General features: G+C 31.4%; 25 protein-coding genes and 1 pseudogene. 13 read left to right on the forward strand and 13 right to left on the reverse strand.

The genetic code is table 11. The annotated features are described in order from the left end of the window. Positions 1-74: 74 nt before the first annotated feature. Positions 75-1,154 carry an endonuclease gene (locus ITB9_RS12560; RefSeq protein ID WP_054852507.1) on the reverse strand — a complete coding sequence of 360 codons (1,080 nt, stop codon included), beginning with the start codon at positions 1,152-1,154 and terminating at the stop codon, positions 75-77. A 141-nt stretch (positions 1,155-1,295) separates the two neighbouring features. On the opposite strand from ITB9_RS12560, the gene ITB9_RS12565 reads away from it, so the two are divergent. From ITB9_RS12565 to ITB9_RS12575, 3 genes are read left to right on the forward strand one after another with little or no spacing between them, the layout of a single operon-like run. Next, positions 1,296-4,103, forward strand: coding sequence for a carboxypeptidase-like regulatory domain-containing protein (locus ITB9_RS12565; RefSeq protein WP_054852508.1), 2,808 nt, complete (start codon positions 1,296-1,298; stop codon positions 4,101-4,103). 42 nt (positions 4,104-4,145) lie between these two features. Further along, positions 4,146-5,555 (forward strand): DUF5689 domain-containing protein, encoded by a 1,410-nt coding sequence (locus ITB9_RS12570; protein ID WP_054852509.1) that lies wholly within the window; start codon positions 4,146-4,148, stop codon positions 5,553-5,555. A 57-nt stretch (positions 5,556-5,612) separates the two neighbouring features. Next, entirely contained in the window at positions 5,613-5,990 is a 378-nt protein-coding gene (locus ITB9_RS12575) for a hypothetical protein (protein ID WP_054852510.1), read from the forward strand. Between the two features lie 129 nt (positions 5,991-6,119). Here the strand turns inward: ITB9_RS12575 and ITB9_RS12580 are convergent, their stop codons facing one another. The 4 genes from ITB9_RS12580 to ITB9_RS12590 all read right to left on the reverse strand — a co-directional run bounded on the left by ITB9_RS12580 (position 6,120) and on the right by ITB9_RS12590 (position 8,600). Then, positions 6,120-6,509 carry a plastocyanin/azurin family copper-binding protein gene (locus ITB9_RS12580; protein WP_054852511.1) on the reverse strand — a complete coding sequence of 130 codons (390 nt, stop codon included), beginning with the start codon at positions 6,507-6,509 and terminating at the stop codon, positions 6,120-6,122. Positions 6,510-6,533: 24 nt separating this feature from the next. Further along, positions 6,534-6,701 (reverse strand): hypothetical protein, encoded by a 168-nt coding sequence (locus tag ITB9_RS15675; RefSeq protein WP_187294276.1) that lies wholly within the window; start codon positions 6,699-6,701, stop codon positions 6,534-6,536. A 129-nt stretch (positions 6,702-6,830) separates the two neighbouring features. After that, entirely contained in the window at positions 6,831-7,658 is an 828-nt protein-coding gene (locus ITB9_RS12585) for an AraC family transcriptional regulator (RefSeq protein ID WP_054852512.1), read from the reverse strand. A 36-nt stretch (positions 7,659-7,694) separates the two neighbouring features. Further along, a complete protein-coding gene (locus tag ITB9_RS12590) occupies positions 7,695-8,600 on the reverse strand; it encodes a histone deacetylase (RefSeq protein WP_054852513.1) in 906 nt (301 codons plus the stop codon). A gap of 128 nt (positions 8,601-8,728) precedes the next feature. Between ITB9_RS12590 and ITB9_RS12595 the strand changes: the two genes are divergently transcribed. Together ITB9_RS12595 and ITB9_RS12600 are read left to right on the forward strand one after the other, a co-directional pair. After that, the gene (locus ITB9_RS12595; protein WP_054852514.1) at positions 8,729-9,073 is read left to right on the forward strand and encodes a hypothetical protein; all 345 of its coding nucleotides are present in this window, start codon (positions 8,729-8,731) and stop codon (positions 9,071-9,073) included. A 93-nt stretch (positions 9,074-9,166) separates the two neighbouring features. Further along, positions 9,167-9,667 (forward strand): hypothetical protein, encoded by a 501-nt coding sequence (locus ITB9_RS12600; protein ID WP_148638455.1) that lies wholly within the window; start codon positions 9,167-9,169, stop codon positions 9,665-9,667. Between the two features lie 59 nt (positions 9,668-9,726). Here the strand turns inward: ITB9_RS12600 and ITB9_RS12605 are convergent, their stop codons facing one another. The 4 genes from ITB9_RS12605 to metG all read right to left on the reverse strand — a co-directional run bounded on the left by ITB9_RS12605 (position 9,727) and on the right by metG (position 15,323). Next, positions 9,727-11,847: a Tex family protein gene (locus tag ITB9_RS12605; protein WP_054852516.1), complete on the reverse strand. Its 2,121-nt coding sequence runs from the start codon at positions 11,845-11,847 to the stop codon at positions 9,727-9,729. 87 nt (positions 11,848-11,934) lie between these two features. Beyond that, complete coding sequence (locus ITB9_RS12610; RefSeq protein ID WP_054852517.1) at positions 11,935-12,639, reverse strand: OmpA family protein; 705 nt, start codon at positions 12,637-12,639, stop codon at positions 11,935-11,937. Between the two features lie 5 nt (positions 12,640-12,644). Further along, a complete protein-coding gene (locus ITB9_RS12615; RefSeq protein WP_054852518.1) occupies positions 12,645-13,115 on the reverse strand; it encodes a lipocalin family protein in 471 nt (156 codons plus the stop codon). 105 nt (positions 13,116-13,220) lie between these two features. Beyond that, positions 13,221-15,323, reverse strand: coding sequence for a methionine--tRNA ligase (metG, locus tag ITB9_RS12620; protein WP_261975657.1), 2,103 nt, complete (start codon positions 15,321-15,323; stop codon positions 13,221-13,223). A 93-nt stretch (positions 15,324-15,416) separates the two neighbouring features. Here metG and ITB9_RS12625 point away from each other — a divergent pair, with 93 nt between their 5' ends. From ITB9_RS12625 to ITB9_RS12645, 5 genes are all read left to right on the forward strand, one after another. Next, a complete protein-coding gene (locus ITB9_RS12625; protein ID WP_054852520.1) occupies positions 15,417-16,016 on the forward strand; it encodes a hypothetical protein in 600 nt (199 codons plus the stop codon). Positions 16,017-16,067: 51 nt separating this feature from the next. After that, the gene (locus ITB9_RS12630; RefSeq protein WP_148638457.1) at positions 16,068-17,075 is read left to right on the forward strand and encodes an LD-carboxypeptidase; all 1,008 of its coding nucleotides are present in this window, start codon (positions 16,068-16,070) and stop codon (positions 17,073-17,075) included. Next, a complete protein-coding gene (locus ITB9_RS12635) occupies positions 17,075-17,434 on the forward strand; it encodes a YraN family protein (RefSeq protein ID WP_028607560.1) in 360 nt (119 codons plus the stop codon). Before ITB9_RS12630 ends, ITB9_RS12635 begins: the two co-directional genes overlap by 1 nt. An 80-nt stretch (positions 17,435-17,514) precedes the next feature. After that, positions 17,515-18,225: a zinc metallopeptidase gene (locus ITB9_RS12640; protein ID WP_261975655.1), complete on the forward strand. Its 711-nt coding sequence runs from the start codon at positions 17,515-17,517 to the stop codon at positions 18,223-18,225. A 78-nt stretch (positions 18,226-18,303) separates the two neighbouring features. Beyond that, positions 18,304-19,017, forward strand: coding sequence for a Bax inhibitor-1 family protein (locus ITB9_RS12645; protein WP_054852521.1), 714 nt, complete (start codon positions 18,304-18,306; stop codon positions 19,015-19,017). A gap of 68 nt (positions 19,018-19,085) precedes the next feature. Here ITB9_RS12645 and ITB9_RS12650 read toward each other — a convergent pair whose 3' ends face one another. The 4 genes from ITB9_RS12650 to ITB9_RS12665 are packed head-to-tail and all read right to left on the reverse strand — an operon-like array spanning position 19,086 to position 21,601. Beyond that, positions 19,086-19,766 (reverse strand): response regulator transcription factor, encoded by a 681-nt coding sequence (locus tag ITB9_RS12650; protein WP_054852522.1) that lies wholly within the window; start codon positions 19,764-19,766, stop codon positions 19,086-19,088. Continuing rightward, positions 19,756-20,559, reverse strand: coding sequence for a sensor histidine kinase (locus ITB9_RS12655; protein ID WP_261975656.1), 804 nt, complete (start codon positions 20,557-20,559; stop codon positions 19,756-19,758). Before ITB9_RS12655 ends, ITB9_RS12650 begins: the two co-directional genes overlap by 11 nt. Beyond that, positions 20,523-21,161 carry a hypothetical protein gene (locus ITB9_RS12660; RefSeq protein WP_028291635.1) on the reverse strand — a complete coding sequence of 213 codons (639 nt, stop codon included), beginning with the start codon at positions 21,159-21,161 and terminating at the stop codon, positions 20,523-20,525. Before ITB9_RS12660 ends, ITB9_RS12655 begins: the two co-directional genes overlap by 37 nt. Before the next feature lie 5 nt (positions 21,162-21,166). Continuing rightward, complete coding sequence (locus ITB9_RS12665) at positions 21,167-21,601, reverse strand: hypothetical protein (RefSeq protein ID WP_054852523.1); 435 nt, start codon at positions 21,599-21,601, stop codon at positions 21,167-21,169. Positions 21,602-21,809: 208 nt separating this feature from the next. Here ITB9_RS12665 and ITB9_RS12670 point away from each other — a divergent pair, with 208 nt between their 5' ends. The 3 genes and pseudogenes from ITB9_RS12670 to ITB9_RS12680 form a co-directional block, all read left to right on the forward strand. Then, entirely contained in the window at positions 21,810-22,379 is a 570-nt protein-coding gene (locus ITB9_RS12670) for a phage tail protein (protein ID WP_054852524.1), read from the forward strand. A 49-nt stretch (positions 22,380-22,428) separates the two neighbouring features. Then, positions 22,429-23,526, forward strand: a complete 1,098-nt coding sequence (locus tag ITB9_RS12675) for an ABC transporter substrate-binding protein (protein ID WP_054852525.1) — start codon at positions 22,429-22,431, stop codon at positions 23,524-23,526. A 37-nt stretch (positions 23,527-23,563) separates the two neighbouring features. Continuing rightward, a pseudogene (locus tag ITB9_RS12680) lies at positions 23,564-25,440 on the forward strand (hypothetical protein); the annotation flags it as partial.

The following is a 25,440-nucleotide window of genomic DNA, read 5'->3' on the forward strand; positions in this document are numbered from 1 at the left end:
AAAGTTGTACAGAAATGAGACTAAAGCGCTGTCTTTTTTTTTATGTATTAATAGAAAACTAATCTTTTGTAATGTTATTTAGTTTCTTTATTTTTTTTGTCATTTACTTCTTTAATTAAGTAAATATATACTGGAAAGTGATCGCTAAATCCATTTGTAAATCCACCATCAGCAAAACTTCTTAGCGGATAACCTTTATAACGTCCTTTTTTATTTACTAAGTAGTATTTGTTAAAAATTCCTGCTTTGTAGTAAGTAAGGTTGGTATAATCTTTGTCTAAAAAGGGTTTTGTAATCATGATTTGATCAAATAAACTCCAAGCATCTCTATATGCAGTGGTACCTAAGCCTTCTTTTTTAAACATATCAATATAAGGATTGTATATCCCTTTAAAATCAACTTTGTCTTTATTTCTTTCAGCTTTTAAAACGTCCTTGACACTAGCATTCGTTGGGTCATCATTTAAATCTCCCATTGTAATAATCTTAGCATAAGGATCTACAGATTGTAAACTATCAATAATCCTTTTGTTAAGCTTTGCTGCAGCAACACGTTTTGGTCTACTTTTAGCTTCGCCACCACTTCTAGAAGGCCAATGGTTGACAATGACGTGTATTTTTTCGCCTTCTAAACGACCTGTAACTAATAATTGGTCTCTAGTATTGATGCGTTTTCTTGTTTTATCATCAAATATTTTAAGAGTATGTGTACTTTTGGTCATGACTTGAAATAATGATTTTTGATATAATAAGGCTACATCAATACTTCTGTTATCAGGACCATCAAAATGTACAATGCCATAATCTTTACCAAGTAATAATGGGTCGTTTGCAACATCTTCAATAACATTTACATTTTCTACCTCACATATACCAATAATAGCAGGAGTGTTTTTTGTTACATCACTACCTATATCAGCTATTACACTAGCCATATTATGGACTTTTTTCTTGTAAATCTCAGATCTATCAGCTTTTATTTCCATCATTGGGCTAGCCTCATCATATTTAGTAGGATCATTGATGGTGTCAAACAAGTTTTCTAGGTTATAAAAAGCTACTGTATGTATCTTATATTTTTTCTTTTCTTGAGCGTTTAAACTTACAATTGCTGTAAGGAAAAGTGCTGTAATCCAAAGTTTTAAATGTGTCATTGTGATTTTGTGTTATGTTAACGTTATCTTAAATACAAAACGCTTGCCAAAAGTATATATTTATTAGAAATAATGTAAATTTGCCCGCTTTAAATAATCATTATTTAACGTACCAACAATTAATTAACTATAATTTATAGTATGAAAAAAAGTTATTTATTTTTCTTATTAGGAATTCTTTCAACGTTTACACTTGTTGCACAAAAGACTACAGTTAAAGGTAGTGTAAAAGATGCTGTAACCGATGAGCCTATTCCTGATGTGACTGTTACCATTGAAAAATCATTATTATCAGAACAAACTGATGGTTTTGGACAATTTACCTTTACTAGTGAAATACCTTTAGGTGAACAAATTCTTAAAATTGAAAAAGTTGGCTATCAAACTAAAAGATATCCTATTATTGTTAATCAAGGTAAAACACTTGATATACAGGATATGACATTGGATGTGTCAATTGCTAATGAACAAGATTTGTTTACAATTACTTTATCTGATGACGAATTAAATGATGATACAAGTGGATCGGATAATATCTCTGGATTACTATCATCATCACAAGATATTTTTCAGCGTACAGCTGCTTTTGAGTTTAGCTCATCATTTTTTAGAGTTAAAGGTCTAGATTCAGATAACGCCAAAGTACTAATCAATGGTGTAGAAATGAATAAACAAGATACAGGTCGTCCACAATGGAGTAATTGGGGAGGATTAAACGATGTTGTTCGTAACCAAGAGTTAAGTACTGGATTATCTCCATCTGCTTATAGTTTTGGAGGTGTTTTAGGAACAACAAATATTAATACTAGAGCTTCTAATTATAGAGAAGGTGGACGTGTTACATATTCATCTTCAAATAGAAGTTACACTAACCGTTTAATGGCTAGTTATGCTTCTGGATTGATGGAAGATGGTTGGGCTTATACACTTATGGTAGGTAGACGTTGGGGAAATGAAGGATATCAAGATGCTACATTATATGATTCTAATTCGCTTTTTGCTTCTGTAGAAAAGAAAATTAATGATAAACACAGTATTAACTTTACTTCAATTTACGCACCAAACCGTAGAGGTAAATCTTCTGCTAACACACAAGAAGTATATGACTTAAAAGGAATTAAGTACAATGAATTTTGGGGTAATTATGATGGAGAAAAGAAAAATTCGCGTATTAAAGAAGTTGAAGAACCAATTTTGTTATTAAACCATTATTGGGACATAAATGAAAAAACAAGTTTAAATACTAACGTTGGTTACCAATTTGGAAAAGTAGGTAATAGTCGTTTAGATTATGCAGGAGGTGAAAACCCAAGTCCAGCATATTACCAAGATTTACCAAGTTATTTTCTTGAAGATGAAGATTTAGCAGGAGCATACCAAGCTGAACAAGAATTTTTAAACGATGGACAAATTGATTGGGACAGAATTGTGGATGCTAACTTGACTAACAACATATCTGGTGCTAACGCAGCATATGTATTATATGAAGACAGAAATGATGATAAACAATTAACGCTTAACACTATTTTTAGTACAGAGGTTAATGAAAATGTTTTAATTAATGCAGGAATTAATTACAAAAAATTAGATTCTGAAAATTTTGCTGAAATCATTGATTTATTAGGAAGCACAACAGGAGCCTTAAATGTAGATTCTTTTAGTCAAAACCAATTTGATTTAAACAATCCTGATCAAGTAGCATTTGTTGGAGATAAATTTAGATACAACTACAACTTATTTGTAAACGAATTATCAGGATTTGCACAAGCTCAGTTTAAATATAACAAAGTTGATTTTTATGTAGCTGGTAGTGTAACTAAAACAGATTACCAAAGAGAGGGTTTATATAAAAACGAAAATCAAGTATACATTGAAGATGGTATAGAAAGAGATAACTCATTTGGAAAAGGTGATAAAATCGAATTTACTGGTTATGGTGCCAAAGCAGGATTTACCTATAAGATTTCTGGTAAGCATTTGTTAGACTTTAATGGAGGTTATATTGCTAAAGCGCCATCAATAAGAAATACTTATACTAATTCAAGAGAAAGTCATGATTATGTAGGTGTAATTAATGGTATAGATAATACAGATATTAATATTACAGAAGAAAAAATCTCTTCTATAGATGCTAGTTATATTTTCAGGTCTCCAATAGTAAAAGCTAAATTGACTGGTTTTTACACTAAAATCGAAGATGCTAATGAAGTATCATTTTTCTTCACCCAAGGTAGTACAACAGGTTTTATTCAAGAAGTATTATCTGGTGTAGAAAAACAACATATTGGAGGAGAATTAGGTGTAGAAGCTCAAGTAACACCAACTATTAAACTAAAAGGAGCAGCTTCTGTAGGACAATATACTTATAGTAATAATCCTAACTTATATGTAACGTCAACATCAGAAGACTTTATAGATGTTCAAGGTGGTGATGTTGTAAATACTTCTGGATTAGTAAGTACTTCTAATCTTGAAAATTATAAAGTAGCAGGAGGACCACAAACTGCATATTCAGTTGGGTTTGAATATAGAGATCCTGATTACTGGTGGTTTGGAGCAACAGCTAACTTTTTTGATAACGCATACATTGACGTAAGTCCATTATCAAGATCAAATGAATTCTATACAGATGCGGACGGATTACCTTACAATGATTATGATCCAGAAATAGCTGTAGATTTATTAAAACAAGAAAAGTTTGATAGCTATATGGTCGTTAATTTAGTTGGAGGTAAGTCTTGGAAAATTGGAGATAAATACATCGGATTTTTTGCAAGTGTTGGTAACTTATTAGATAAGCAATATAAAACTGGTGGTTTTGAACAAGGAAGACGTGCAGATTACAGAGCTTTAAGAGATGATGTAAATTTAGAGAAAAGAGTTTTTGGTCCTAAGTACTGGTATGGTAGAGGAGCTAATTACTTTGTAAATGTGTATCTTAGGTTTTAAAAAAAAAGAAAAAGGAAATTATTAATAATTAATATTACAATTATGAAAACGAATAAAATTTTAACATTAGCTTTTAGTCTTATGGCTTTATTAGCTATAACGTCTTGTGTAGAGGACGATGATTATTCTGTACCACAGTCACAAGGAAATGAAGAGAATTTAGCTTTAAATTTATTACTTAGTCAGATTGAAACAGGTGCATTAGATTTAGTCTCAATTGAAGAAGTTAAAGCAATGTATAGTTCTGACGATGATATTCCATTTCCAGTAGATACAAATATTGTAGTTAAAGGATATGTAAGTTCTTCTGATGCAACGGGAAACTTTTTTAAAGAGTTTTATATACAAGATAAAGCTGAAAACCCAACTGCAGGATTACAAGTTATTACAAGTTCATCAGATATATACAATAAATTTAATAAAGGTCGTGAGGTTTATATTAAGTTAAACGGTCTACATATTGGAGAAACAAGAGTTGGTAATGGTGTCATTACAATTGGTGGAGGAACTGAATCTGATCAATATGGTACTACAGTAACAGCTCTAACTAATAGTCAAGAAAGTTCAAATGTCTTACGTTCTGCAACTACAGAAACTATTATTCCATTAAATTTAACTTTTGGAGTGGTAAGTGGTGAGCACATAGGTATGTTTGTAAAATTTGATAATGTCGAGTTTGCAGATGATTTAGCTGGTGAACGTTATTTTGACCCTACTGAAGATTATGACACACAACGCACATTACAGTCTTGTAGCGGGTTAGAATATTCAGAACTTATTTTAGAGACTAGTGCTTTCTCAACTTTTAAAAACGAGTTATTACCAACATTAAATGGTTCTATTTCTGGAGTAATTGTTAAAAACTTTTCAGGAGATACTACATTATTGACTTTAAATTCTACAGAAGACGTAGTTTTTGAAAACACACGTTGTTCTCTTTTAAATATTGATGATTTTAATGTTGTTTATGAAGAGGATTTTGAAGGTTTTGGAAATTATACCAATGAAGGTTGGACTAATGTAAATGTTAGCGGAACAAATACAGATTGGTTTATTAGTGGTTTCAATAATAATGATTACTCTAGGATTTCGGCTTTTAGCTCTAATAATTCTGAAGCAGATGTTTGGTTAGTTACACCAGTAATCGACTTAGGGACTAGCTCTGATAACCTATTATCATTCGATCTTGAGGTAGCATTTTCTAATGGTATTATACTATCAGCATACATATCTACTGATTTTTCAGGAGATCCTCTAGTAGCGACTTGGGAACCTTTAAATGCAGAAATACCTTATGGTTCAACTAGTGGTTTTGGTGGTTTACAACCAATTACTACAATCGATATATCTCAATACGAAGGAAATGTAAATATTGGATTCTTTTATGAAGGTTCTGATCCAGACGCAACAACAAGATATCACTTAGATAATTTAAAAGTTTTATCTAACTAATAATTTATTTTATCAAAAAAAACCTGCTACATTGTAGCAGGTTTTTTTATATCATTTATGACAACATTCGATTTATTATTTTTTACTGTTTTTACAGCCTTTAAAACACGTTTTAAACAAAAAGCAAACTCTATAGCTTTGTTTTATATTTCGGCATTGCAAATCGCTTTAGTTTTTGTTTCGGGTGTGTTTATAGCCACTTTTTTAACTAAAATGAATGCTTCTACAATATCAAGTGATAAAGCTTGGATTTTATTTGCGATTATTTCATTTATTATACATATTCAAAATTGGTTAAAGTATAATGGTAAAACTAGAAAGGTTTTAAATGCTAAGTTTAACAGAAGTAAACCAAGTAAACATAATTTAGGTTTATTGTTAAGTTTGCCTTTTGTGTGTGTATTGTTAGGGGTAATTCTACTTCAAAGTTTTTAAAGATCAACATATAATATAAGTAAAAAGCCTGCTATAATTTAGCAGACTTTTTTTATTTTAAATAATAATATAATGGCTATCAATCATTTGTTTTTAAGTCTTAAAGTAATTTGATAAGACTTTAATAATCTACTGTACAGTTAAGGTGTACTGAGGTGTATTATTTAATGGGCAAAAGTATGTGTATTCTCCTTTTGCTAATGTTGTCGCTTTGCTACTTTGTGTTTCTCCGTCTTTAACAACGCTAGTAACATAAGCTGTTTTAATGTGGTTTTCTGGATTGGATGCATCAGCTCCTTTTTTTATTAGTACAAAACCAACATCTTTACCAACTGCATTATTTGCAATTTCAAATACATAAGTTCCTTCGCTTATAGTTAAACCTTTTTGTGTAAACTCACCAGTAGTCTGCTCTAGTGCTACTGTTTTTACAGTGTCGTTTTTCATCATTTTGTCTTGTGCATTAACAGATACTAAAAGAGTTAATGTTAATACTAAAGTTGCGATTAATTTTTTCATTGTTTTAATTTTATAGATTTGTTGTTATATAATTGAATTGTCAATAATTCCTTTGTTTAATTCTGCGTCACAATAATAGTCGTGTAGTTGTTTGTGCTCACAATGCTCTTGTGGATTAACAGCTTTGGCTATATTTCGTTTAGCTTTTGTAAATATTTCTATTAAATTGAATATGGATGTTGTTGTTTTCATCTTGCATGTGTTTAATTATTATACTGCAAAGATGCGATAGGGAAGTAGGTTTTAAAACGACAATATTACCTTATTGCATGTCTATTTTTCCCTAATAGTAGTTTTGTAGTTAAAATCTATAAAAAAAGCTTACAAGTTTTTTTTAAACTCTGACATAGTTACCATTGTTTGTTTTTTAAACAGTCTGCTTAGATGTGAGGCGTCTTCAAAACCAATATCATAAGCAATTTGTTTGGCAGTTTTGTCCGTATACATTAGTTGGCGTTTAGTTTCTAAAATTAACCGTTCATGTATTATTTTTAGAGGACTTTGTCCGAATTTTGAAAAACTATTGGATAGTGTTTTTGCAGATTTATTAAGTTTGTCCGCGTAAAACCCAACATGATGTGCGTTTTTAAAATGAGCTTCAACTAATAAGTTATATTGTCTTAAAGTTTCATCTGTAGATTTAATAATGGCATCACTTGTAGTTTCGGTCTTAAGCAATCTGGTAGTTTTGATAATAAACCTAGCCAAAAGCATCCTTAGCATTTCTGCTTGTATAGTATCTTGTGTTTCTATTTCTTCTAAAAACATATCATGCAACATATTAAATTTATCTTGCTCGATGGTATTTAACGTAATAACAGGAATGCTGTCGTTACCAAAAAACAAAACACCAGCACAACCAACTTCTTTATCATGATCCTTAATGCAATAAAATTCTTGATTAAATTGATAAACAACACTTTGTTTTCCAGCTATATATTTTAGCTGTTGTATAGGTGTTAATGATAAAATTTGATGTGGTTTTAAAAGTAGTGGTACACCATCTACAATTAACTCTAAACTAGAATTTCTAGTAACAATAAAGGTGTATAAGCCAATTTGTTTTGAATTGGAAAATGTTTTTAAAAGGCTTTGGTCTGATATTTTTAAAGTTCCTTTGGTAGAAAATTCTGTAAATGTTTTTAGCATAAACTTATAGTCTATAAAAGCTGCTAATAATTACAATTAAAAATAAATATCCTGAGCTAATCTATAGGTATTGGCATGTGCATCTACAATGGTTTTTATGTCAGGACTATAGCCTCCACCCATACTGCACATAACAGGAATGTTGTGTGTTTTACAGGTGTTTAAGACAAATTGATCTCTAGCTTTGCAACCAGCAATTGTCAAACCTAGTTTACCTAATTTATCTGTTTTAATGACGTCAACACCACTTAAATAATAGATAAAATCAGGTTTAAAGTCTGTTATTAATTTAGGTAATGTTTTTTGTAAAATTGAAAGATACTCTGTATCTGCAATATTGTTTTCTAGAGCAATATCTAAGTCACTTTGTTCTTTTTTAAAAGGATAATTGTGTTTTCCATGCATTGAAAAGGTGAAAACAGAAGGATCATTTTTAAATATTTCGGCAGTACCATTACCTTGGTGTACATCCAAATCTACAATTAAAATACGATTAGCTAGACCTTTATTTTGGAGGTATCTTGTACCAATTGCTTGGTCGTTTAACATGCAAAAAGCTTCACCACGATTGCTATAAGCATGGTGTGTACCTCCAGCAATATTCATAGCAATACCATGTTGTATTGCAAATTGGCTGGCTTTTATAGTGCCATCAGCAATAGTAATTTCTCTTTCTATCAAAACCTCACTCAACGGGAAACCAATTTTACGTGCAGCACGTTGATCTAAAGTAATATTTAGTAAATCGTAAAAATACTCTGGGTCGTGTACAGCTAAAATAGGAGCTTCATCAATCATTCTGTTAGGTTCAAAAAAGTTAGCTTCAATACAAGTGCCTTCGTGCAATAATTGTTCAGGTAATAATTGATATTTTATCATCGGAAACCGATGCTTTTCTGGCAACGGATGACAGTAAATAGGATGGTAAGCTATTTTTAGCATTCAAAAAGTAGTTTAAAACTTTAAATTTAAGGCTTCCAAGTTTTAAAAGCAATTAAGCCGATTTAAAAACTTTAAGACACTCTTAACAAGATAAGTTATACCTTTGTCAATCAAACAAAAGTATAATAATGTCAAAGCTTAACTTTTTAGTTATAACGCTTTTATTAAGTGTCTCTACTATCTTCTTCTCAGAAGGTACAGATGCTAATGTTGTACAGCATACTTTTCCGCAACATACCGTTCAAGCTAGTCCTTCATTAGACTCGCAAGGTATAATTGTAAATTCTGACATTGAGTTATCTGTTAACCTTCAGTTAGAAGATAATATCTCATTTTACAAGCAGTATGCATTGGTTAAAACGGTAAATAAAACACAACAAAATACTGTTTTATTATATCAAAAATCCTGCAATAGTATTGCTGTAGGATTACCAAAAACACAGATTATTTACCCATTTCATTGGTTTACTTAAACACAATACGTTTAACGCAACTATTGCAACACTGGTCTTTAAAATTAAGATTTTGTGTTGATGTATTATACATTAAATTTAAAAAACAAAACCATGAAATTATCATTCACACTACTATCAATATTATTAGTTTTAAGCGTATTAGTCCCTTTTTTTATATTTGTATTTAAAGGATTAAATAGCAAAACAAAAACTAAACATAAAGCCGAAAAATTATTACTTTCCAATGGGTTGAAGTATACTATGTCTGAAACTTGGAATAATAAATTTATGGCTTTCGCCGAAAACCAAAACATGCTATCTTATGTTCATTTTAAAGATGAAACTAATGTAGTAAAAACCATAGATTTATCTCAAGTCAAGTCTTGTGAGATTATATCAGATTATCAAGAAGGAAAAGATAAAGCCTCACATTTAAAACATTTAGATCTAAAATTACAGTTTGTATCGTCTAAAAAAGAAGCTTTAATATTATCTTTTTTTGATGCAGATGAAGCTTTTATTGAAGATTATGAAGCCAAACGTATCCAAAATTGGCATGACATAATTGAGACTAATTTATCTAAAGCTATTACTTTAAAACAAGCGTCATAAAGCAGGTTGTTTAAAATTAAAAAGCATCAATCTTATATAAGGTTGATGCTTTTTTTTTGTTATTTATGTAATTGTAATTGAATCCTTTTTCTAGTAACATCAACCTCTAAAACTTTGACAATAACCTGTTGGTGTAAATGGACATGCTCATTTACATCCTTAACAAAGCTATCCGATAAATTAGAAACATGTATTAATCCACTTTCTTTAATACCAACATCAACAAAACAGCCAAAATTGGTAATATTATTAACTATACCTGGTAATAATTGTCCTGACGCTAAATCGTTAATGGTTTTAATATTTTGATTAAAAGTAAAGACTTTAGCTTCCTCTCTAATATCTAAACCTGGTTTTTCAAGTTCTTTTATAATGTCTTCTAATGTTAGTAATCCTACAGTATCAGAGCAATAGTGTTTTAAATCTATTTTTTTTAGTAGTTCTTTGTTCCCAATTAAATCATTTAAAGTTACTCTTAAATCTTTAGCCATATTTTTAACAATAGTATAGCTTTCTGGGTGTACAGCAGAATCGTCTAATGGGTTTTTAGGTTCCCTAATTCTTAAAAAGGCTGCACCTTGCTCAAATGCTTTAGCACCTAGACGTGGAACCTTTTTTATATCATTTCTACTTTTAAAAACACCATTCTCAGCTCTGTAATTAAAAATATTTTCGGCTAATTTAGGGCCAATTCCAGACACATAACTTAATAAAGAGGTGCTTGCTGTATTGATATTAACACCAACACTGTTAACACAATTTTCAACAACAATATCTAATTGTTTTTGTAGTTTATTTTGATCAACATCATGTTGGTATTGTCCAACACCAATAGACTTGGCATCAATCTTTACCAGCTCAGCTAAAGGGTCTTGTAAACGACGTCCAATTGATACAGATCCTCTTACGGTAACGTCGTAATCAGGAAACTCGTCTCTTGCTATCTTTGAAGCCGAGTAAATACTTGCTCCAGCTTCGCTAACTACAAAGACTTGAATGTCATTCTTGAAATGTACTTTTTTTACTAAAGCTTCTGTTTCTCTAGATGCTGTTCCGTTTCCTATAGCAATAGCGTCAATATTATAGGATTCAGTTAAAGTTGCTAATTTTTTCATAGCACCAATGCTATCATTTTTTGGAGCATGAGGGTAGATGTTTTCATTATGCAATAAAGTCCCTTGTGCATCCAAACACACTACTTTACAACCTGATCTAAAACCAGGATCTATAGCAAGTACTCTTTTTTCGCCTAAAGGCGAACCTAATAATAATTGTTTTAAGTTTTTAGCAAAAACACTTATAGCAGATTGGTCTGCTTTTTCTTTGGCGTTTTGTAGTGCTTCATTGCTTAATGACGGAAACAGTAAACGCTTATAAGCATCGCTTATTGCAAGCTCTAATTGGTCAGCACAAGCATTGTCACTTTTTATAATTCTGCGATCAATGTTTTCTAACGCTTTAATTTTATCTATTTCAATTTTAACTCTAATAAAACCTTCTTTTTCAGCTCTTAAAATTGCCAAAAGTCTGTGTGAAGGTATGCGACCTAATGCTTCTTCCCATTCAAAATAATCTCTAAATTTTTGAGCGTTTTCATCGTCTTTTTTTGTTTTTACCACTGTCGTGGAAATCATCGCATGACGCTCTAATTGTTTACGCAGGTTATTACGAATGTCTGTACGTTCATTAATCCACTCAGCAATAATATGTCGTGCACCTTCTAAAGCATCATCAACTTTAGTAATGTCTCCTTTAACGTATTTAAAAGCAATGGTTTCTACATCATTTGCGTTTTGACTCATGATGATTTTTGCTAATGGCTCTAAGCCGTTTTTACGTGCAGTTTCAGCTTTGGTTTTTCTACTTTTTTTATAGGGTAAATATAAATCCTCTAGAGTAATTAGGTCTATACAGGATTCAACTTTAACTTTTAAATCTTCGGTTAAGACTGATTGTTCATCTAAAGCTTTTAAAATTGTGATTTTACGTTTTTCTAAAGTTTCAAATTCTTCTTTATATTTTACGATATCTCCAATCTGTACTTCATCTAGATTTCCAGTTACTTCTTTTCGATATCTAGAAATAAATGGAATTGTAGCATCTTGGTTAAGTAAGTCAATGGTGTTTTGAACTGAGGATTTTGGCAGTTTGGTTTTGGAAATTATATAGTTTATAAGCATAAAAAAAGACCTTATTTTTTAATAAATAAGGTCTTGTAATATATCTAACTCAGTTTAATTTTTCGAATATTTTTATAAAGAATTATATTAATTTTGAGTTTCTTGTTGTGCGTCGTTAATCATTTTTTCGTTTGGTAAAATAGCGACATTTACACGTCTGTTTTTTGCACGTCCTTCGGCTGTACTATTATCGTTTATTGGTTGATTTTCTCCAAACCAGTTGGTTGTAAAACGACTGCTACTTAAACCTTGGTTTGTCAAGTAATTTGTAACAGCATATGCTCGGTTTTTTGATAATGTCATGTTACTTTCTTCGCTACCAACACTGTCTGTATGACCAACTACTAATATGTTTGTGTCTGGATACTCTTTAAATACAGAGACTAATTTGTTTAAACTAGTTTGTGATGCTGTATTAACATTGTACTTAGCAGTGTCAAAATATACACCACTATTTTCATCAAAAGTTATTACAATTCCATCATCAACACGCTCTACAACTGCACCAGGAATTTCTTCTTCAATTTGTTGCGCTTGTTTGTCCATTTTATTTCCGATAAGCACACCAGCTCCACCACCTACAACACCACCAATAACAGCGCCTAACTCTCCATTACCACCTTTACCAACATTGTTACCAATTATGGCACCAAGAATGGCTCCTCCTGTAGCTCCAATTACTGCTCCTTTTTGTTTGTTGTTTGCGTTTTGTACACTGCTACAGCTAGATACACTTGTAATTAAAAGTATAGCTAAAGCACTTGTTGATATATTTTTTATTATAGTTTTCATAGTGATTATTGTTTTATAAAGTTCATGTTAATGGTAAATGGCTTACCGTCTACCGTTAAGGTTTGTTCCCATGTCATATTAGTTTCTGACAATTGTGCTAAGGTTAATCTGAAACCTTGGTTAGTATCACTTTTACCTTTGGCGTCAGTAGGCTTTAATAAAAAACTGTATAAACCTGTAGTTTGATCTACTTCTTGGATTGTAAAGTTAAAATATCTTTCACCTGTATTACAATTAGCATTGTTTATAGTATATGTACCAGAGTAGTTATTTGGTATAAACTGCCATGTACTTTGTTCAAAACACTCTTTTGAAGTATCGTTTAAAAGTGTGACATTATATGTTCCGGGTTGACTGTAGTTAATCGAGTTTAATACCCATGACCCTTTTATGGTTTTTCTTGATTCTCTTACGACTTTAGTTGATCCACAACTAAAAAGTAGACTCAAAAATAAGACGGTTATAATTTGTTTCATAATATTAATTTTTAATTATGATACAAAGATATAACCGTCTTTGATATTTTATATTACATGATTGTTTTCATGCATTATATAATTTCCATTTTAGATAGAAAAAAATTAACTAATATGTAATCCATTGTTTACTGAAGCATCGTCAGGGTTTACAAACACTAATGCGCCTTCAGCATTCTCAGTCATTAAAATCATACCTTGACTTTCTACACCACGTAATTTTCTTGGAGCAAGGTTAACTAAAACGGTAACTTTTTTACCAATTACATCTTCTGGTTTAAAATGTTCTGCAATTCCGGATACAATAGTACGTACGTCAATGCCTGTATCTACTTTTAAAACTAATAATTTTTTTGCTTTAGGCATTTTTTCGGCTTCTAAAATCGTTCCGACACGTAAATCTAATTTTGTAAAATCGTCAAAAGTAATTTCTTCTTTTTGAGGTTCGACTACTTTATTAGCAGCTTCATTTGCTTTTTTGCTAGCTTCTAATTTATCTAGCTGAAGTTGGATTGTGGCATCTTCAATTTTACTAAATAATAATTCACCTTTACCAATTTGGTGTGTAGCAGGAAGTAAGATGTCTTTGGTTGCTATGTCACTCCAAACATTAGTGTTTGTATTTAATATGTTTTTAAGTTTAGTAGATGTAAATGGTAAAAATGGTTCTGATAAAGTAGCCAATGCACTTGCAATTTGCAACGCAACATACATGATGGTTTTAGTTCTAGCTTCGTCAGTTTTAACAAGTTTCCAAGGTTCTTCATCTGCTAAATATTTGTTTCCAAGTCTAGCAAGATTCATTAATTCTTGACCAGCTTCTCTAAAACGGTAGCGCTCTAAAGAGCTTTCAATAACAGCTGGATAAGCTTTAACGGTTGCTAAAGTCTCTTGGTCAATAGCTTCAAACTCTGAAGGTGTTGGTACAATACCTTCATAGTATTTATTGGTTAAAACTACAACACGGTTGATAAAGTTACCAAAGATGGCTACTAACTCGTTGTTGTTTCTAGCTTGAAAATCTTTCCAGGTAAAATCGTTGTCTTTACTTTCTGGGGCATTAGCAGTTAAAGCATAACGCAAAACGTCTTGCTGATTAGGGAAGTCTTTTAAATATTCTGGTAACCAAACTGCCCAATTTTTTGAGGTCGATAACTTGTTGCCTTCAAGATTTAAAAATTCGTTAGCAGGTACATTATCAGGTAATATATAGCTGCCTTCTGCTTTTAACATTGCAGGAAATATAATACAATGAAACACAATATTATCCTTACCAATAAAATGTACTAATTTTGTGTCTTGATCTTTCCAGTATGGTTCCCAATCTTTACCTTCTCTTGCAGCCCATTCTTTAGTAGAGGATATGTAACCAATTGGCGCATCAAACCATACGTATAATACTTTTCCTTCTCCTCCAGGAACAGGTACTGGAATTCCCCAATCTAAATCTCTAGTTACAGCACGTGGTCTTAACCCGTCATCAATCCATGATTTAACTTGACCATATACGTTAGGTTTCCAATCTTTTTTATGACCTTCAAGTATCCACTCACGTAAAAATGCTTCATGTTTATTTAAAGGTAAAAACCAATGTTTAGTTTCTTTTAAAGTAGGTACATTACCAGTAATTGCAGATTTAGGGTTTATTAAATCTGTTGCATTATGTGAGGTACCACATTTTTCGCATTGGTCACCATAGCTCTCTTCATTACCGCATTTTGGACAAGTCCCTATTACAAATCTGTCTGCTAAAAATTGGTTAGCTTCTGCGTCATATAATTGTTCTGAGACTTCTTCAACAAATTCGTTTTTATCGTACAAAGTTTTGAAAAACTCAGAAGCAGTATCATGATGGATTTTTGCTGAAGTACGAGAATAGTTGTCAAAAGTTATTCCAAATTCTTCAAAAGAATCTTTAATGATTTTATGATAGCGATCTACAATTTGTTGAGGTGTAACCCCTTCTTTTTTAGCTTTAATAGTAATTGGTACACCATGCTCATCACTTCCGCAAATAAAAGCAACATCGTTACCTGTTAATCTTTTGTATCTAGCATAAATATCTGCAGGAACATAAACACCTGCTAAATGACCAATATGTATTGGACCATTAGTATAAGGTAAGGCTGCTGTAATTGTATATCTTTTTGAATCTTTAGGCATGTGGCGTTCTGTTTTGGAGCAAAAATAATCATTATGTTTTTTAATAATGTATTCTTTAAATCAGATTTATTAAAAACGTATATTTTTTGATAAATTTGAGAAAAAACTATAAAAACCTATTTAGCTTTAATTATAATATTGATTTTTATTAAGTTTTCATTTTCTCAAGAAGAAATTAAAAGAGACTATAACAACCCTATAGCTTATTTTGAAGTTTTTTTAGGATATTCTGGAGTTAATTTTGAAGGGTTATCACTTGGATATACTGGAAATTATCAGAAAGGGAACAATCTTTTTACATTTAGAAACTTATACATAGCTAGTAAAAATGTAAATAGAAATAGAGGTTTGTCTAAAGCATTTTTATTTCCAGCATATATTAATGGAAATTCTTTAAACGAATATGGTTTGCTTTATGGTAAGCGTTTTGTTTATGATGGATCTTCTTTAAGTCTATCTGCAGGTATCTCCAGTAATACTTTAATAAATAGGTATAAAGTAGAGGGTTTAAAATATAGAGAAAAAGAGCATTATATCGGAGTTCCATTTGAAATTAATTACAAGTTTTTTAAAAAGGATAAAAATAGATTCAGGCTTTTTTATGGATTAATCCCAATAGGTAGACCTACTGCTTTTAGTCGTTCATTTGGATTTAAATTATATGGTAATTTTGGCAAAGTTACTCATGTGGGTTTTGGATTTAATTATAGTTTTGGTTTTCATAAAATTTATAATTAACCAATAAAACCATATTCGTTTATTTTATCAAATATCTTGTACATTTACACTATGTCAAAAAAAAGAATACTATTACTGTTGTGTGGTATGTTTTTTTTCTTAGGAAATAAAACAACTTCAGCACAAAACAAAACCGAAACAAAATTGATACAGCCACCTTATTTAAAAGCAGGAGACACTGTTGCTATTGTCGCACCTTCTGGAGTTTTAAAAAATAGAAACGATGAAGTTAATCGAGCAAAAAAACTTTTAGAAAGCTGGCAATTGCATGTTGTGATTGGTAAAAACATATATAATCAAGCCGATCATTTTGCTGGAACAGATCAAGAGAGATGTGAAGACTTTCAAATGGCATTAGACGACCCAAAAATAAAAGCCATTTGGTCTGCACGTGGTGGCTATGGTACAGTTAGAATACTGGATAAATTAGATTACACTAAGTTTTTAAAACAACCTAAATGGTTAATTGGTTATAGTGATATTACTGCACTACACAATCAAATTCACAATTTAGGAGTACAAACCTTACACGCTATAATGTGTGTTAGTCTTCCAACAGATTTGTCCGATATACAACAAAGTATTGCAACTTTTAAAAACACTCTTTTTGGTAAACCCTTAAATTATACTTTAAAAGGGTCAAACTATAACAAAACTGGAGATGCCAATGGAGTATTAGTTGGTGGGAATTTAACTATTTTACACACCATGTTGGGCTCAAAAGAAAGCATAGATACTAAAGGTAAAATTTTGTTTATTGAAGAAATAGGTGAATACAAATACCATATCGATAGAATGTTACAAAGTCTAAAACGAGCAGGTTATTTTAATGACTGTGCAGGAGTTTTAGTGGGAGATATGAGTAAAATGAGAAAGAATACAACCCTTTGGGGAACTTCAGTAGAGCAACTTATTTTAGATGTTTTGTCAGAGTATGATTTTCCTGTGGCTTTTAATATGCCTGCAGGACATGAAAAAGATAACAGAGCTTTAATTTTAGGACGTGAGGTATTTTTGAAGGTTGAAAAAAATAAATCAAGTGTAGTATTTAAGCAATAATGGCTAGTCATAACGAACTTGGTAAAAAAGGAGAGCAATTAGCAGTTGATTTTTTGATAGAAAACAACTATGATATTTTAGACCGTAACTATCGTTTTGCTAAAGCAGAAGTTGATATAATAGCTAAAAAAAAGGATGTTTTAGCAATTATTGAAGTTAAGACACGATCAACCACTAATTTTGGTAATCCACAAGATTTCGTTAAACCTAAACAAATACAACGTTTAGTAAAAGCAGTGGATCAATATGTGACAACAAATGGCTTAGATGTAGAAATTCGTTTTGATATTATTGCTATTGTTAAAGAAAATAATCAATTTAGTATCGAACATCTAAAAAATGCATTTTATCATTTTTAAGTGTTTACTGACAAAATAGCTTGCTGTTACATTGGCTCACTTTTTGTTATATTTATATTGTTAATTTAAAAATAAAGAATATGTTTTCAGGATATATGGGATATTACATTTTAATTGGTGTGATAGGTATAATTAGTGGCATTGTAAGCAATAAGCTAAAAAGTAAGTTTGCATTTTATTCTAAAGTACACTTGCGTAATGGGATGACTGGTAAAGAAATTGCCGAAAAAATGTTGTCTGATAATGGAATAAGAGATGTAAAAGTAATTTCTGTAAAAGGACAATTAACAGATCATTACAATCCAACAAACAAAACGGTTAATTTAAGTGAGGTTGTTTATAATCATGCCAATGCAGCAGCAGCAGCAGTAGCAGCACATGAGGTTGGACATGCTGTACAACATGCTACAGCTTATAGTTATTTAACTATGCGATCTAAATTAGTACCTGTAGTACAAGTTACATCTAGTATGTCCCAATGGGTAATTATTGGAGGTATTGCTTTAATGGCATCTAATATTTTAGGTGCAGGTGGATTTTACGTTGCAATTGCAGGATTAGTAATGATGGGTTTTGCAACCTTATTTAGTTTTATAACCTTACCAGTAGAGTATGATGCTAGTAATAGAGCTTTAGCTTGGCTTAAAGCAAAAAATATAGTGACTCCAGATGAATATAAAGGGTCTGAAGATGCTTTAAAATGGGCAGCCAGAACTTATTTGGTTGCTGCAATTGGTGCATTAGCTTCTTTATTATATTGGGCTATGCAAATTTTAGGAAACAGAGACTAAAATATATTAAACCTAATAAGTAAAATTATTAGGTTTCTTTTTTTACATTTGAGTAACCAATTAAACTATCAATAATTTATGGACAATAATTTAGAAAATTATCAAGGTGGAACGCATTTAACTATGGCTTCTGACGCAGATAGAACTGCATTTTATAAAAAAACTTACGGTCACGTTGCTGGAGGCGTTTTAGCATTTGTGTTATTTGAATATTTATTACTACAAAGTGATGCTTTAGTAGAGTTTATGTTGTCAATGACGCAAGGCTACAAATGGCTATTACTATTAGGAGGATTTATGCTAATTACAACCTACGCAGAAAGTACAGCTATGAAAACAGCTGATAAGAATAAACAATATCTTGCCTACGGAATATACATTTTAGCGCAAGCTGTTATTTTTGTGCCTATGATTTATATTGCAGCGTTTTACATGGATTCTGGAGCAGAAATATTACAACAAGCTGCACTAGTAACTTTAGCCTTATTTACAGGATTAACAGCTGTGGTTATGTTAACAAATAAAGATTTTTCGTTTTTAAAAGCAGGATTAACTATCGGTTTTTTTATTGCTTTAGGGTTAATTATTGCAGGAACAATTTTTGGGTTTGACCTAGGTTTATGGTTTTCTGGTGCGATGTGTGTACTAGCTGCTGGCTCTATACTTTATCAAACGTCTCAAATTGTAAATAAATATTCTACTGACGATTATATACCTGCAGCTTTAGGTTTGTTTGCATCGTTAATGCTATTATTTTGGTATATTCTTAGAATTTTTATGTCAAGGGACTAATCACTGTTTTAATAAAAGATTAAATGTTAAAGCGTTTTGAATTAAATTCAAAGCGCTTTTTGTTTTTTTTAGAATGAGTCATTTTCTAAAGAAACCAATTTGTTTTTTAGAGCATATATAACTAATCCTGCAACGTTTTTAGACTCTGTTTTTAACAACAAATTGTTACGATGTCCTTCAACAGTTCGTGGACTGATAAATAGTTTTTCGGCAATATCACTAGTTGTCAATTGTTTGCATATTAGAGTTAAAACTTCTGTTTCACGTTTTGTAAAATAGTTAGTGTCAAAACTAGATTTTACCTTTTTGTCAACTGGATTTGCAATACTTTCATGTATATATTGTAGGACTTGGTTGTCATAGTAAAACCCTTTAGCAGCGACTTCTTTAATGGTTTTTATCATTAATGTCGGTGTGCTGTTTTTTGCTAAATACGCAACTGCACCTATAGAAATCATATTTAAAATAAAAGGTTTGCTAAAATAACTAGTCAACGCAATAACCTTTATATCAGGAAATTCTTTTTTTATAAGTTTAGTGACTTCTACACCATTAAGTTCTGGCATTTTAAGATCAGTAACTACTATTTCGGGTAAAGTTTCAGTATTACGTAATTCTTGTATTAATAATTCTCCATTTTCAACATCAAAAAGAACTTCTATTGCTTCATTAGTTTCTAAAATAGCTTTTAGACCTTGTCTAAACAAAAGTTCATCATCAGCTAATGCAATCTTTATTTTATCTTTCATAATTACAACGTATAATAAATTGACTTCCGTTATTGGGTGTGCTTTCTATTTTTAGTGTTCCTTTTAAAATTTTAACTCTACTTTTAATATTTTGAAGACCAATCCCAGGTTTCTTATGTATGTTATTTACATCAAATCCTTTTCCGTTATCCTGATAGCGTATTATAAAACCTGTTTCATTTTGTTCCATATAAACTACTAATTCATTTGCTTTACCGTGTCTGATAGAATTATTAATAAGTTCTTGGACAATTCTAAATACATGTAATTGGTTGTTTTTTGATAGCCTAGTTAAAGTTTCAACGTTATCTTCAATTTCTATTTTAGTGTGTTTAGAAAAGTCTTCAAACAGTTCTTGTAATGCAGCTTTTAGACCAAATTCATTTAATATAGGAGGTAATAAATCGTGTGCAATTTTACGTGAGCTTTCTAAGGTTCCTGTAGTGATATTTAATATTTGCTCTAAGGCTGTTTTTTGTTTTTCGGTAATAGTTTCATCTATAAGTAAAACGTTTGTTGTTAAGCTTACAATGTTTAATTTAGAACTGATAGCATCATGTAGATCTTGTGCAATACGTTTACGTTCTCTTTCTTGAATAGCGATAGAGGTTTGTAATATTTTTTGTTGATTTTTAAGTTTTAAATCAGCTTTTTCAAGTTCTTTTTGAATAATTTTTTGTCTAGAATAATGGAAAAATAATATTAGGCCAGTAGTAAGTAAAACTAAAAAAATAAGTCCATAGACTAGAGCGACTATTACTTGTTCTTGTCCATCGATAATGTTGTTTTCCATTCTACAAAAATTAATATTAAATATAATAGATATAATACTTTATTGACCAACCAAATCTTCTTAATTGTTGTATTGTTATATTCAGATAAATAATCGCCTAAAATGAATATTAAAGTGCTAGTTGTTAAATAAATTAAAATTCCTGCATTTATGTAGATAAACGCTCCTTTTTTACTTATTGAATTATAAAGGTGAATAATAGAATATATAACTATAGGAAAAGAGGTTATAAAAATTTCAAAAACAAAAAATTTAAAGAACAGATTAGGTTTATTAGCATATTGTATTGATAAAGTTAATAAAACTAAGATTAAAATAGTATTAACTATCTTTTTTTGAGTTGAATTAAATAACTCTTTGTAAAATAAGGATAATAAAATAAATTGTCCAATAAAATAAAAGTGTGATAAATAAAGATTGTCTTTTGAAAAAAATGAAAGTGTAGAGGTGATTACTACAATAATTAAAGAAGTCCCTAAATAAATACTAAAATATTTAAAAGCCATACTTTTTTTTGAAGTATAGCTTTTAAAAAATAGTATAGCATTAATAAATAGTATTGCTATTCCAGTGTATTCAAATAGGGAACTTATTAACTTCATTAAATTTATGGGTTGAATAAAGGACTATTTATATCGCAATCACTTGGACAAGGTGAGGTAAAATCAAAAACGCCACTTCCTGTTAATGCATTTACAGCAGTTTCTACAATACCGTCATCACAACCAGAAGGTTTTTCGTCTTCTATAATATCACGATGAATACCTTTACAGTCTACTTTAGTACCAACAAGTAGTAGTTTTTCTCCATAACCTTCTTCAATCTTTTCGTCAATTGCCATATAAGCACGAACGCTACTAGAATCTATATCTTGAAGGCTGTAGTTGCCATCTTCTTGTTTTACTAAAACGTTCATTTCAATAAAGGCTTCTATTAAATCTATTGTAGGCATTAAAAAAGCTTTGCAATGCTTTGGGTTGTCTGTTTGCCATTTTTTAGCCCAAGTTTTTGCGTGTTCTAGTGTTACTTCATTTTTACTCATGGTTTTTTATGTTTTGGTTTAATTATATCATAAATCTAGTCATACTAATTCACATAAAAAACCGTATTACTAAAATCAGGTGTTTTTACGTGGTTTTAATACACAGTGATTATACGCTTATTAGAAACGGTTGTTGGGTATAGATTTGTTAGAGTAACAATTTTATTAAACTCACATATATTATTAATCATTAAAACAACTAAAGTTTATGGAACCATTTATAGGCCAAATTCAACCATTCGGATTTAATTTTGCACCACGTGGTTGGGCAAAATGTGACGGACAATTACTTTCTATCTCTTCTAATACAGCATTGTTTTCACTAATAGGAACAACCTTTGGAGGAGATGGAAGAACAACATTTGGATTACCTGATTTAAGAGGAAGAAGTATAGTTCATATTGGTCATGGACCAGGACTTTCAAGTATAGCTTGGGGTGAACGAGGTGGAGCAGAACAATTGTATATAACACAAGCTAACATGCCTTCTCATAATCATGCTCTAATAAACGGTACAGCAAATGTAAATGTTTATACCACTGATGTTTCTGGTGCAGAAATAAATGAAAGTGATGGAGGAGCCAGCGGATTTAGTACAGGTGGATCAACACCAAGTATTTATCAAGAAAATCCTACTTCTAATGATAAAGTTGGTGGTGTAGTAATTTCAGGAACTACAAGTCTAAGTGGTAATAATATACCAATGCAATCAAGAAATCCTTTTTTAGGAATCAATGTTTGTATAGCTCAAGTAGGTATTTTCCCTTCAAGAAGTTAATTACTTAAAATAAGGGCTTATAAAACGTAAGTCCTGTATATATTTCTATATGAATGAAAAAAAAATAGGGGTTTTATTACCACTGTCTAAAGGACATCCAACCATGGTCAAAGACTTTGTAGATGGATTAAAATTGATGATGCCTAGCTCTAATTACAGTTTCTGTATTGAAGGTATTGGTTTAGGTGATAATGCAGAGGCGGTAATTAACGCTATTCAAAAATTGGTATATCAAGAAGATGTTGTGTTAATTACAGGTTTGTTGGGACATAGAGGCTTAGGAGAAATATTAGATTACGTTGAAGGTACTGAGCTTCCTTTTTTATATGCTGATTTTGGAGCTACAATGCCTTTAGATTTATCTAAACGAAAAAATATTTTTTGTAATTCATTGGATTTATACCAAGCATGTAATGCTCTTGGAAGACATTTGATTAGTCGTGGTCTTTCCAGAATAATGACTTCTACATGTTATTATGAATCTGGTTATGGCTTTACACAGGCACTACATAATACTTTATACGAAAATAACAAAGCAGAATTCACAGGACACTTTATTACGCCATTACATCCAAGAGAAAATGAAGCAGAGTTAATGAAACAATTTGTATTAGAGACAAAACCTGATGCAATTTTTGCGTTTTATAATGGGATTTATGCCAAAGAACATGCAGAATATTTACAGCAAAATAAAATTAACAAGACGACAGCTCTTTACACCTTGCCTTTTACTGTAGATGATAAAATATTGAACGAATTCCCTGAAGTATTTAACACTACTAAGTGTGTGTCTTCTTGGTTTAAAGAACTAGAAACAAAAGAAAACGAGTTTTTTGTAAAACTGTATAATGAAAAATATAATAAAATACCAAGTGTGTTTTCTGTGCTTGGTTTTGAAAATGGACTATTGATTAATAATTATTTAAATCATAAAAATTCCTTTTCTAAAGAAAAAATAACAGGACCAAGAGGTGTTTTGTTATTTGATTCAACTCATAGAATATCTCACAAACAATTTTTATGGGAGTTGTCCTGGGAAAATAATAGTTATAAACACAATTGTTTAGAAATATTAAATTCAAATTTTAAAAACCTTACGATAACTTCAGAAGAAAATGGATGGCATAATGCGTATTTATGCATCTAGAAAACAGTGTATTAAATAAAATATAAAAAACTAAACCATGAAAAAACTATTACTTTTTTTAACTTTTGTAGGGATACTATGTATTCCTAAGGCTTTTGCTCAATTAGCAGCAGGAGATATTGCCTTTGTTGGCTATAATACAGATTCAGGTCCCACCGCTGGTGCTGACCATAGTTTTTCTTTTATATCACTAACCGATATACCAGGTAATGAAATTATATATTTTACAGAAGAAGGCTGGAATGATGATTCAAATATATGGGCTGGTACAACAGAAGGTCACCTTAGGTGGACTGCGCCAAGTTCAGGTTTATCATGTGGTACAGTAGTTTATATCACAGAATCTGGTGTAGATACATTCACCATCACTGGTGGTGGATCATTGTCACTTGATAGTGGTTCTGGTTGGAACCTATTAGGTGGTGATCAAGTATTAGCTTACCAAGCAACAAACGCAGAGCCAGCAACTACACCAAGTTTTATTGCAGGAATTAATGGTGATGATGGAGGTAGTAATGCTTTGGATCCAGTTACATTATGGAATGATTCGTCTGTAGGACCTCTGGGTACTGCAGGTTCTGGATTACCAGCTGGATTATCAAATGGTATTAATTGTGTAGCGTTATTTGTAACTTCACTTACAGAACAGGATAATGCAAAATATGTAGGGACATTAACAGGAACATCTACCTTTCTTTTAGCAGAAATTAACGATCGTAGCAATTGGAGTTTTAATAATACTACTGCATATGATATTACACCAACTAGTTACAGTCCATCTGTAACCTGTGTTGCTGCTTGTGTAGAGCCAGATATCCCAACAATTACATCAGCACCTCCAACTATATGTGATGGTGGTAGTGCTTTACTTAGTATTTCGGGAAACTTAAATGATGCAACACAATGGTCTGTTTATACAGGTTCTTGTGGAGGAACATTAGTAGCTACAACAACTTCATCAACTGTTATTGTAACGCCTACACCACCAAGTACGACCTATTATGTAAGAGGTGAAGGTGGTTGTGTTACACCAGGATCCTGTGGGAGCATTACTATAACGACAACACCTATCGAGGATGCTTCTTTTAGTTATGATGCTTCAGCATATTGTGTTGATGGTTCAGACCCAACACCTACTATCACAGGAGTTTCTGGAGGTTCTTTTTCATCTTCAGGAGGATTGTCTATAAATACTAATACTGGTACTATTGATGTTTCAGCTTCAACACCCAATACATATACTGTGCAGTATAAATCACCTGGATTTTGTTATGGGACTGAAACAGTTAGTGTTACTATAGAGGCTTTGCCAACAGTAACTTTTACAGCACCTTCGGATTTATGTATAGATGCAGGAATTCAGTCAGGTTTAGGAAGCGGAACAGCAACAGGAGGTGTATATTCAGGATCAGGAGTTACAGACGATAGTAACGGAATGACGTATTCCTTTGATCCTTCGGTAGCAGGTGTAGGAACTCATACTATTACTTACACCTTTACAAACGCAAATGGTTGTTCTAATTTTGCTAGTGATGATGTGGAAGTATTCGCTTTACCAACAGTAACTTTTACAGCACCTTCGGATTTATGTGTTGATGCAGGAATTCAATCTGGTTTAGGAAGCGGAACAGCAACAGGAGGTGTATATTCAGGATCAGGAGTTACAGACGACGGTAACGGAATGACGTATTCCTTTGATCCTTCCATAGCAGGTGTAGGAACTCATACTATTACTTACACCTTTACAAATGGAAATGGTTGTTCTAATTCAGCAAGTGACGCTATAGAAGTATTCGCTTTACCAACAGTAACTTTTACAGCACCTTCGGATGTATGTATTGATGCAGGAGTACAATCTGGTTTAGGAAGCGGAACAGCAACAGGAGGTGTGTATTCAGGATCAGGAGTTACAGA

This window comes from Olleya sp. ITB9 (genome assembly GCF_001315805.1).
In the GTDB taxonomy this organism is placed as follows: Bacteria; Bacteroidota; Bacteroidia; order Flavobacteriales; family Flavobacteriaceae; genus Olleya; species Olleya sediminilitoris.

Excerpts from the sequence above, each read along its gene's own strand:
- ITB9_RS12575 (WP_054852510.1), top strand. The coding sequence starts at position 5,613 with ATGACAACATTCGATTTATTATTTTTTACTGTTTTTACAGCCTTTAAA.
- ITB9_RS12610 (WP_054852517.1), bottom strand. The coding sequence starts at position 12,639 with ATGAAAACTATAATAAAAAATATATCAACAAGTGCTTTAGCTATACTT.
- ITB9_RS12615 (WP_054852518.1), bottom strand. The coding sequence starts at position 13,115 with ATGAAACAAATTATAACCGTCTTATTTTTGAGTCTACTTTTTAGTTGT.
- ITB9_RS12650 (WP_054852522.1), bottom strand. The coding sequence starts at position 19,766 with ATGAAAGATAAAATAAAGATTGCATTAGCTGATGATGAACTTTTGTTT.
- ITB9_RS12670 (WP_054852524.1), top strand. The coding sequence starts at position 21,810 with ATGGAACCATTTATAGGCCAAATTCAACCATTCGGATTTAATTTTGCA.
- ITB9_RS12630 (WP_148638457.1), top strand. The coding sequence starts at position 16,068 with ATGTCAAAAAAAAGAATACTATTACTGTTGTGTGGTATGTTTTTTTTC.
- ITB9_RS12560 (WP_054852507.1), bottom strand. The coding sequence starts at position 1,154 with ATGACACATTTAAAACTTTGGATTACAGCACTTTTCCTTACAGCAATT.
- ITB9_RS12605 (WP_054852516.1), bottom strand. The coding sequence starts at position 11,847 with ATGCTTATAAACTATATAATTTCCAAAACCAAACTGCCAAAATCCTCA.
- ITB9_RS12655 (WP_261975656.1), bottom strand. The coding sequence starts at position 20,559 with ATGGAAAACAACATTATCGATGGACAAGAACAAGTAATAGTCGCTCTA.
- ITB9_RS12585 (WP_054852512.1), bottom strand. The coding sequence starts at position 7,658 with ATGCTAAAAACATTTACAGAATTTTCTACCAAAGGAACTTTAAAAATA.
- ITB9_RS12580 (WP_054852511.1), bottom strand. The coding sequence starts at position 6,509 with ATGAAAAAATTAATCGCAACTTTAGTATTAACATTAACTCTTTTAGTA.
- ITB9_RS12660 (WP_028291635.1), bottom strand. The coding sequence starts at position 21,161 with ATGAAGTTAATAAGTTCCCTATTTGAATACACTGGAATAGCAATACTA.
- ITB9_RS12635 (WP_028607560.1), top strand. The coding sequence starts at position 17,075 with ATGGCTAGTCATAACGAACTTGGTAAAAAAGGAGAGCAATTAGCAGTT.
- ITB9_RS12645 (WP_054852521.1), top strand. The coding sequence starts at position 18,304 with ATGGACAATAATTTAGAAAATTATCAAGGTGGAACGCATTTAACTATG.
- ITB9_RS12665 (WP_054852523.1), bottom strand. The coding sequence starts at position 21,601 with ATGAGTAAAAATGAAGTAACACTAGAACACGCAAAAACTTGGGCTAAA.
- ITB9_RS12570 (WP_054852509.1), top strand. The coding sequence starts at position 4,146 with ATGAAAACGAATAAAATTTTAACATTAGCTTTTAGTCTTATGGCTTTA.
- ITB9_RS12600 (WP_148638455.1), top strand. The coding sequence starts at position 9,167 with ATGAAATTATCATTCACACTACTATCAATATTATTAGTTTTAAGCGTA.
- ITB9_RS12590 (WP_054852513.1), bottom strand. The coding sequence starts at position 8,600 with ATGCTAAAAATAGCTTACCATCCTATTTACTGTCATCCGTTGCCAGAA.
- ITB9_RS12565 (WP_054852508.1), top strand. The coding sequence starts at position 1,296 with ATGAAAAAAAGTTATTTATTTTTCTTATTAGGAATTCTTTCAACGTTT.
- ITB9_RS12675 (WP_054852525.1), top strand. The coding sequence starts at position 22,429 with ATGAATGAAAAAAAAATAGGGGTTTTATTACCACTGTCTAAAGGACAT.
- ITB9_RS12640 (WP_261975655.1), top strand. The coding sequence starts at position 17,515 with ATGTTTTCAGGATATATGGGATATTACATTTTAATTGGTGTGATAGGT.
- ITB9_RS12595 (WP_054852514.1), top strand. The coding sequence starts at position 8,729 with ATGTCAAAGCTTAACTTTTTAGTTATAACGCTTTTATTAAGTGTCTCT.
- ITB9_RS15675 (WP_187294276.1), bottom strand. The coding sequence starts at position 6,701 with ATGAAAACAACAACATCCATATTCAATTTAATAGAAATATTTACAAAA.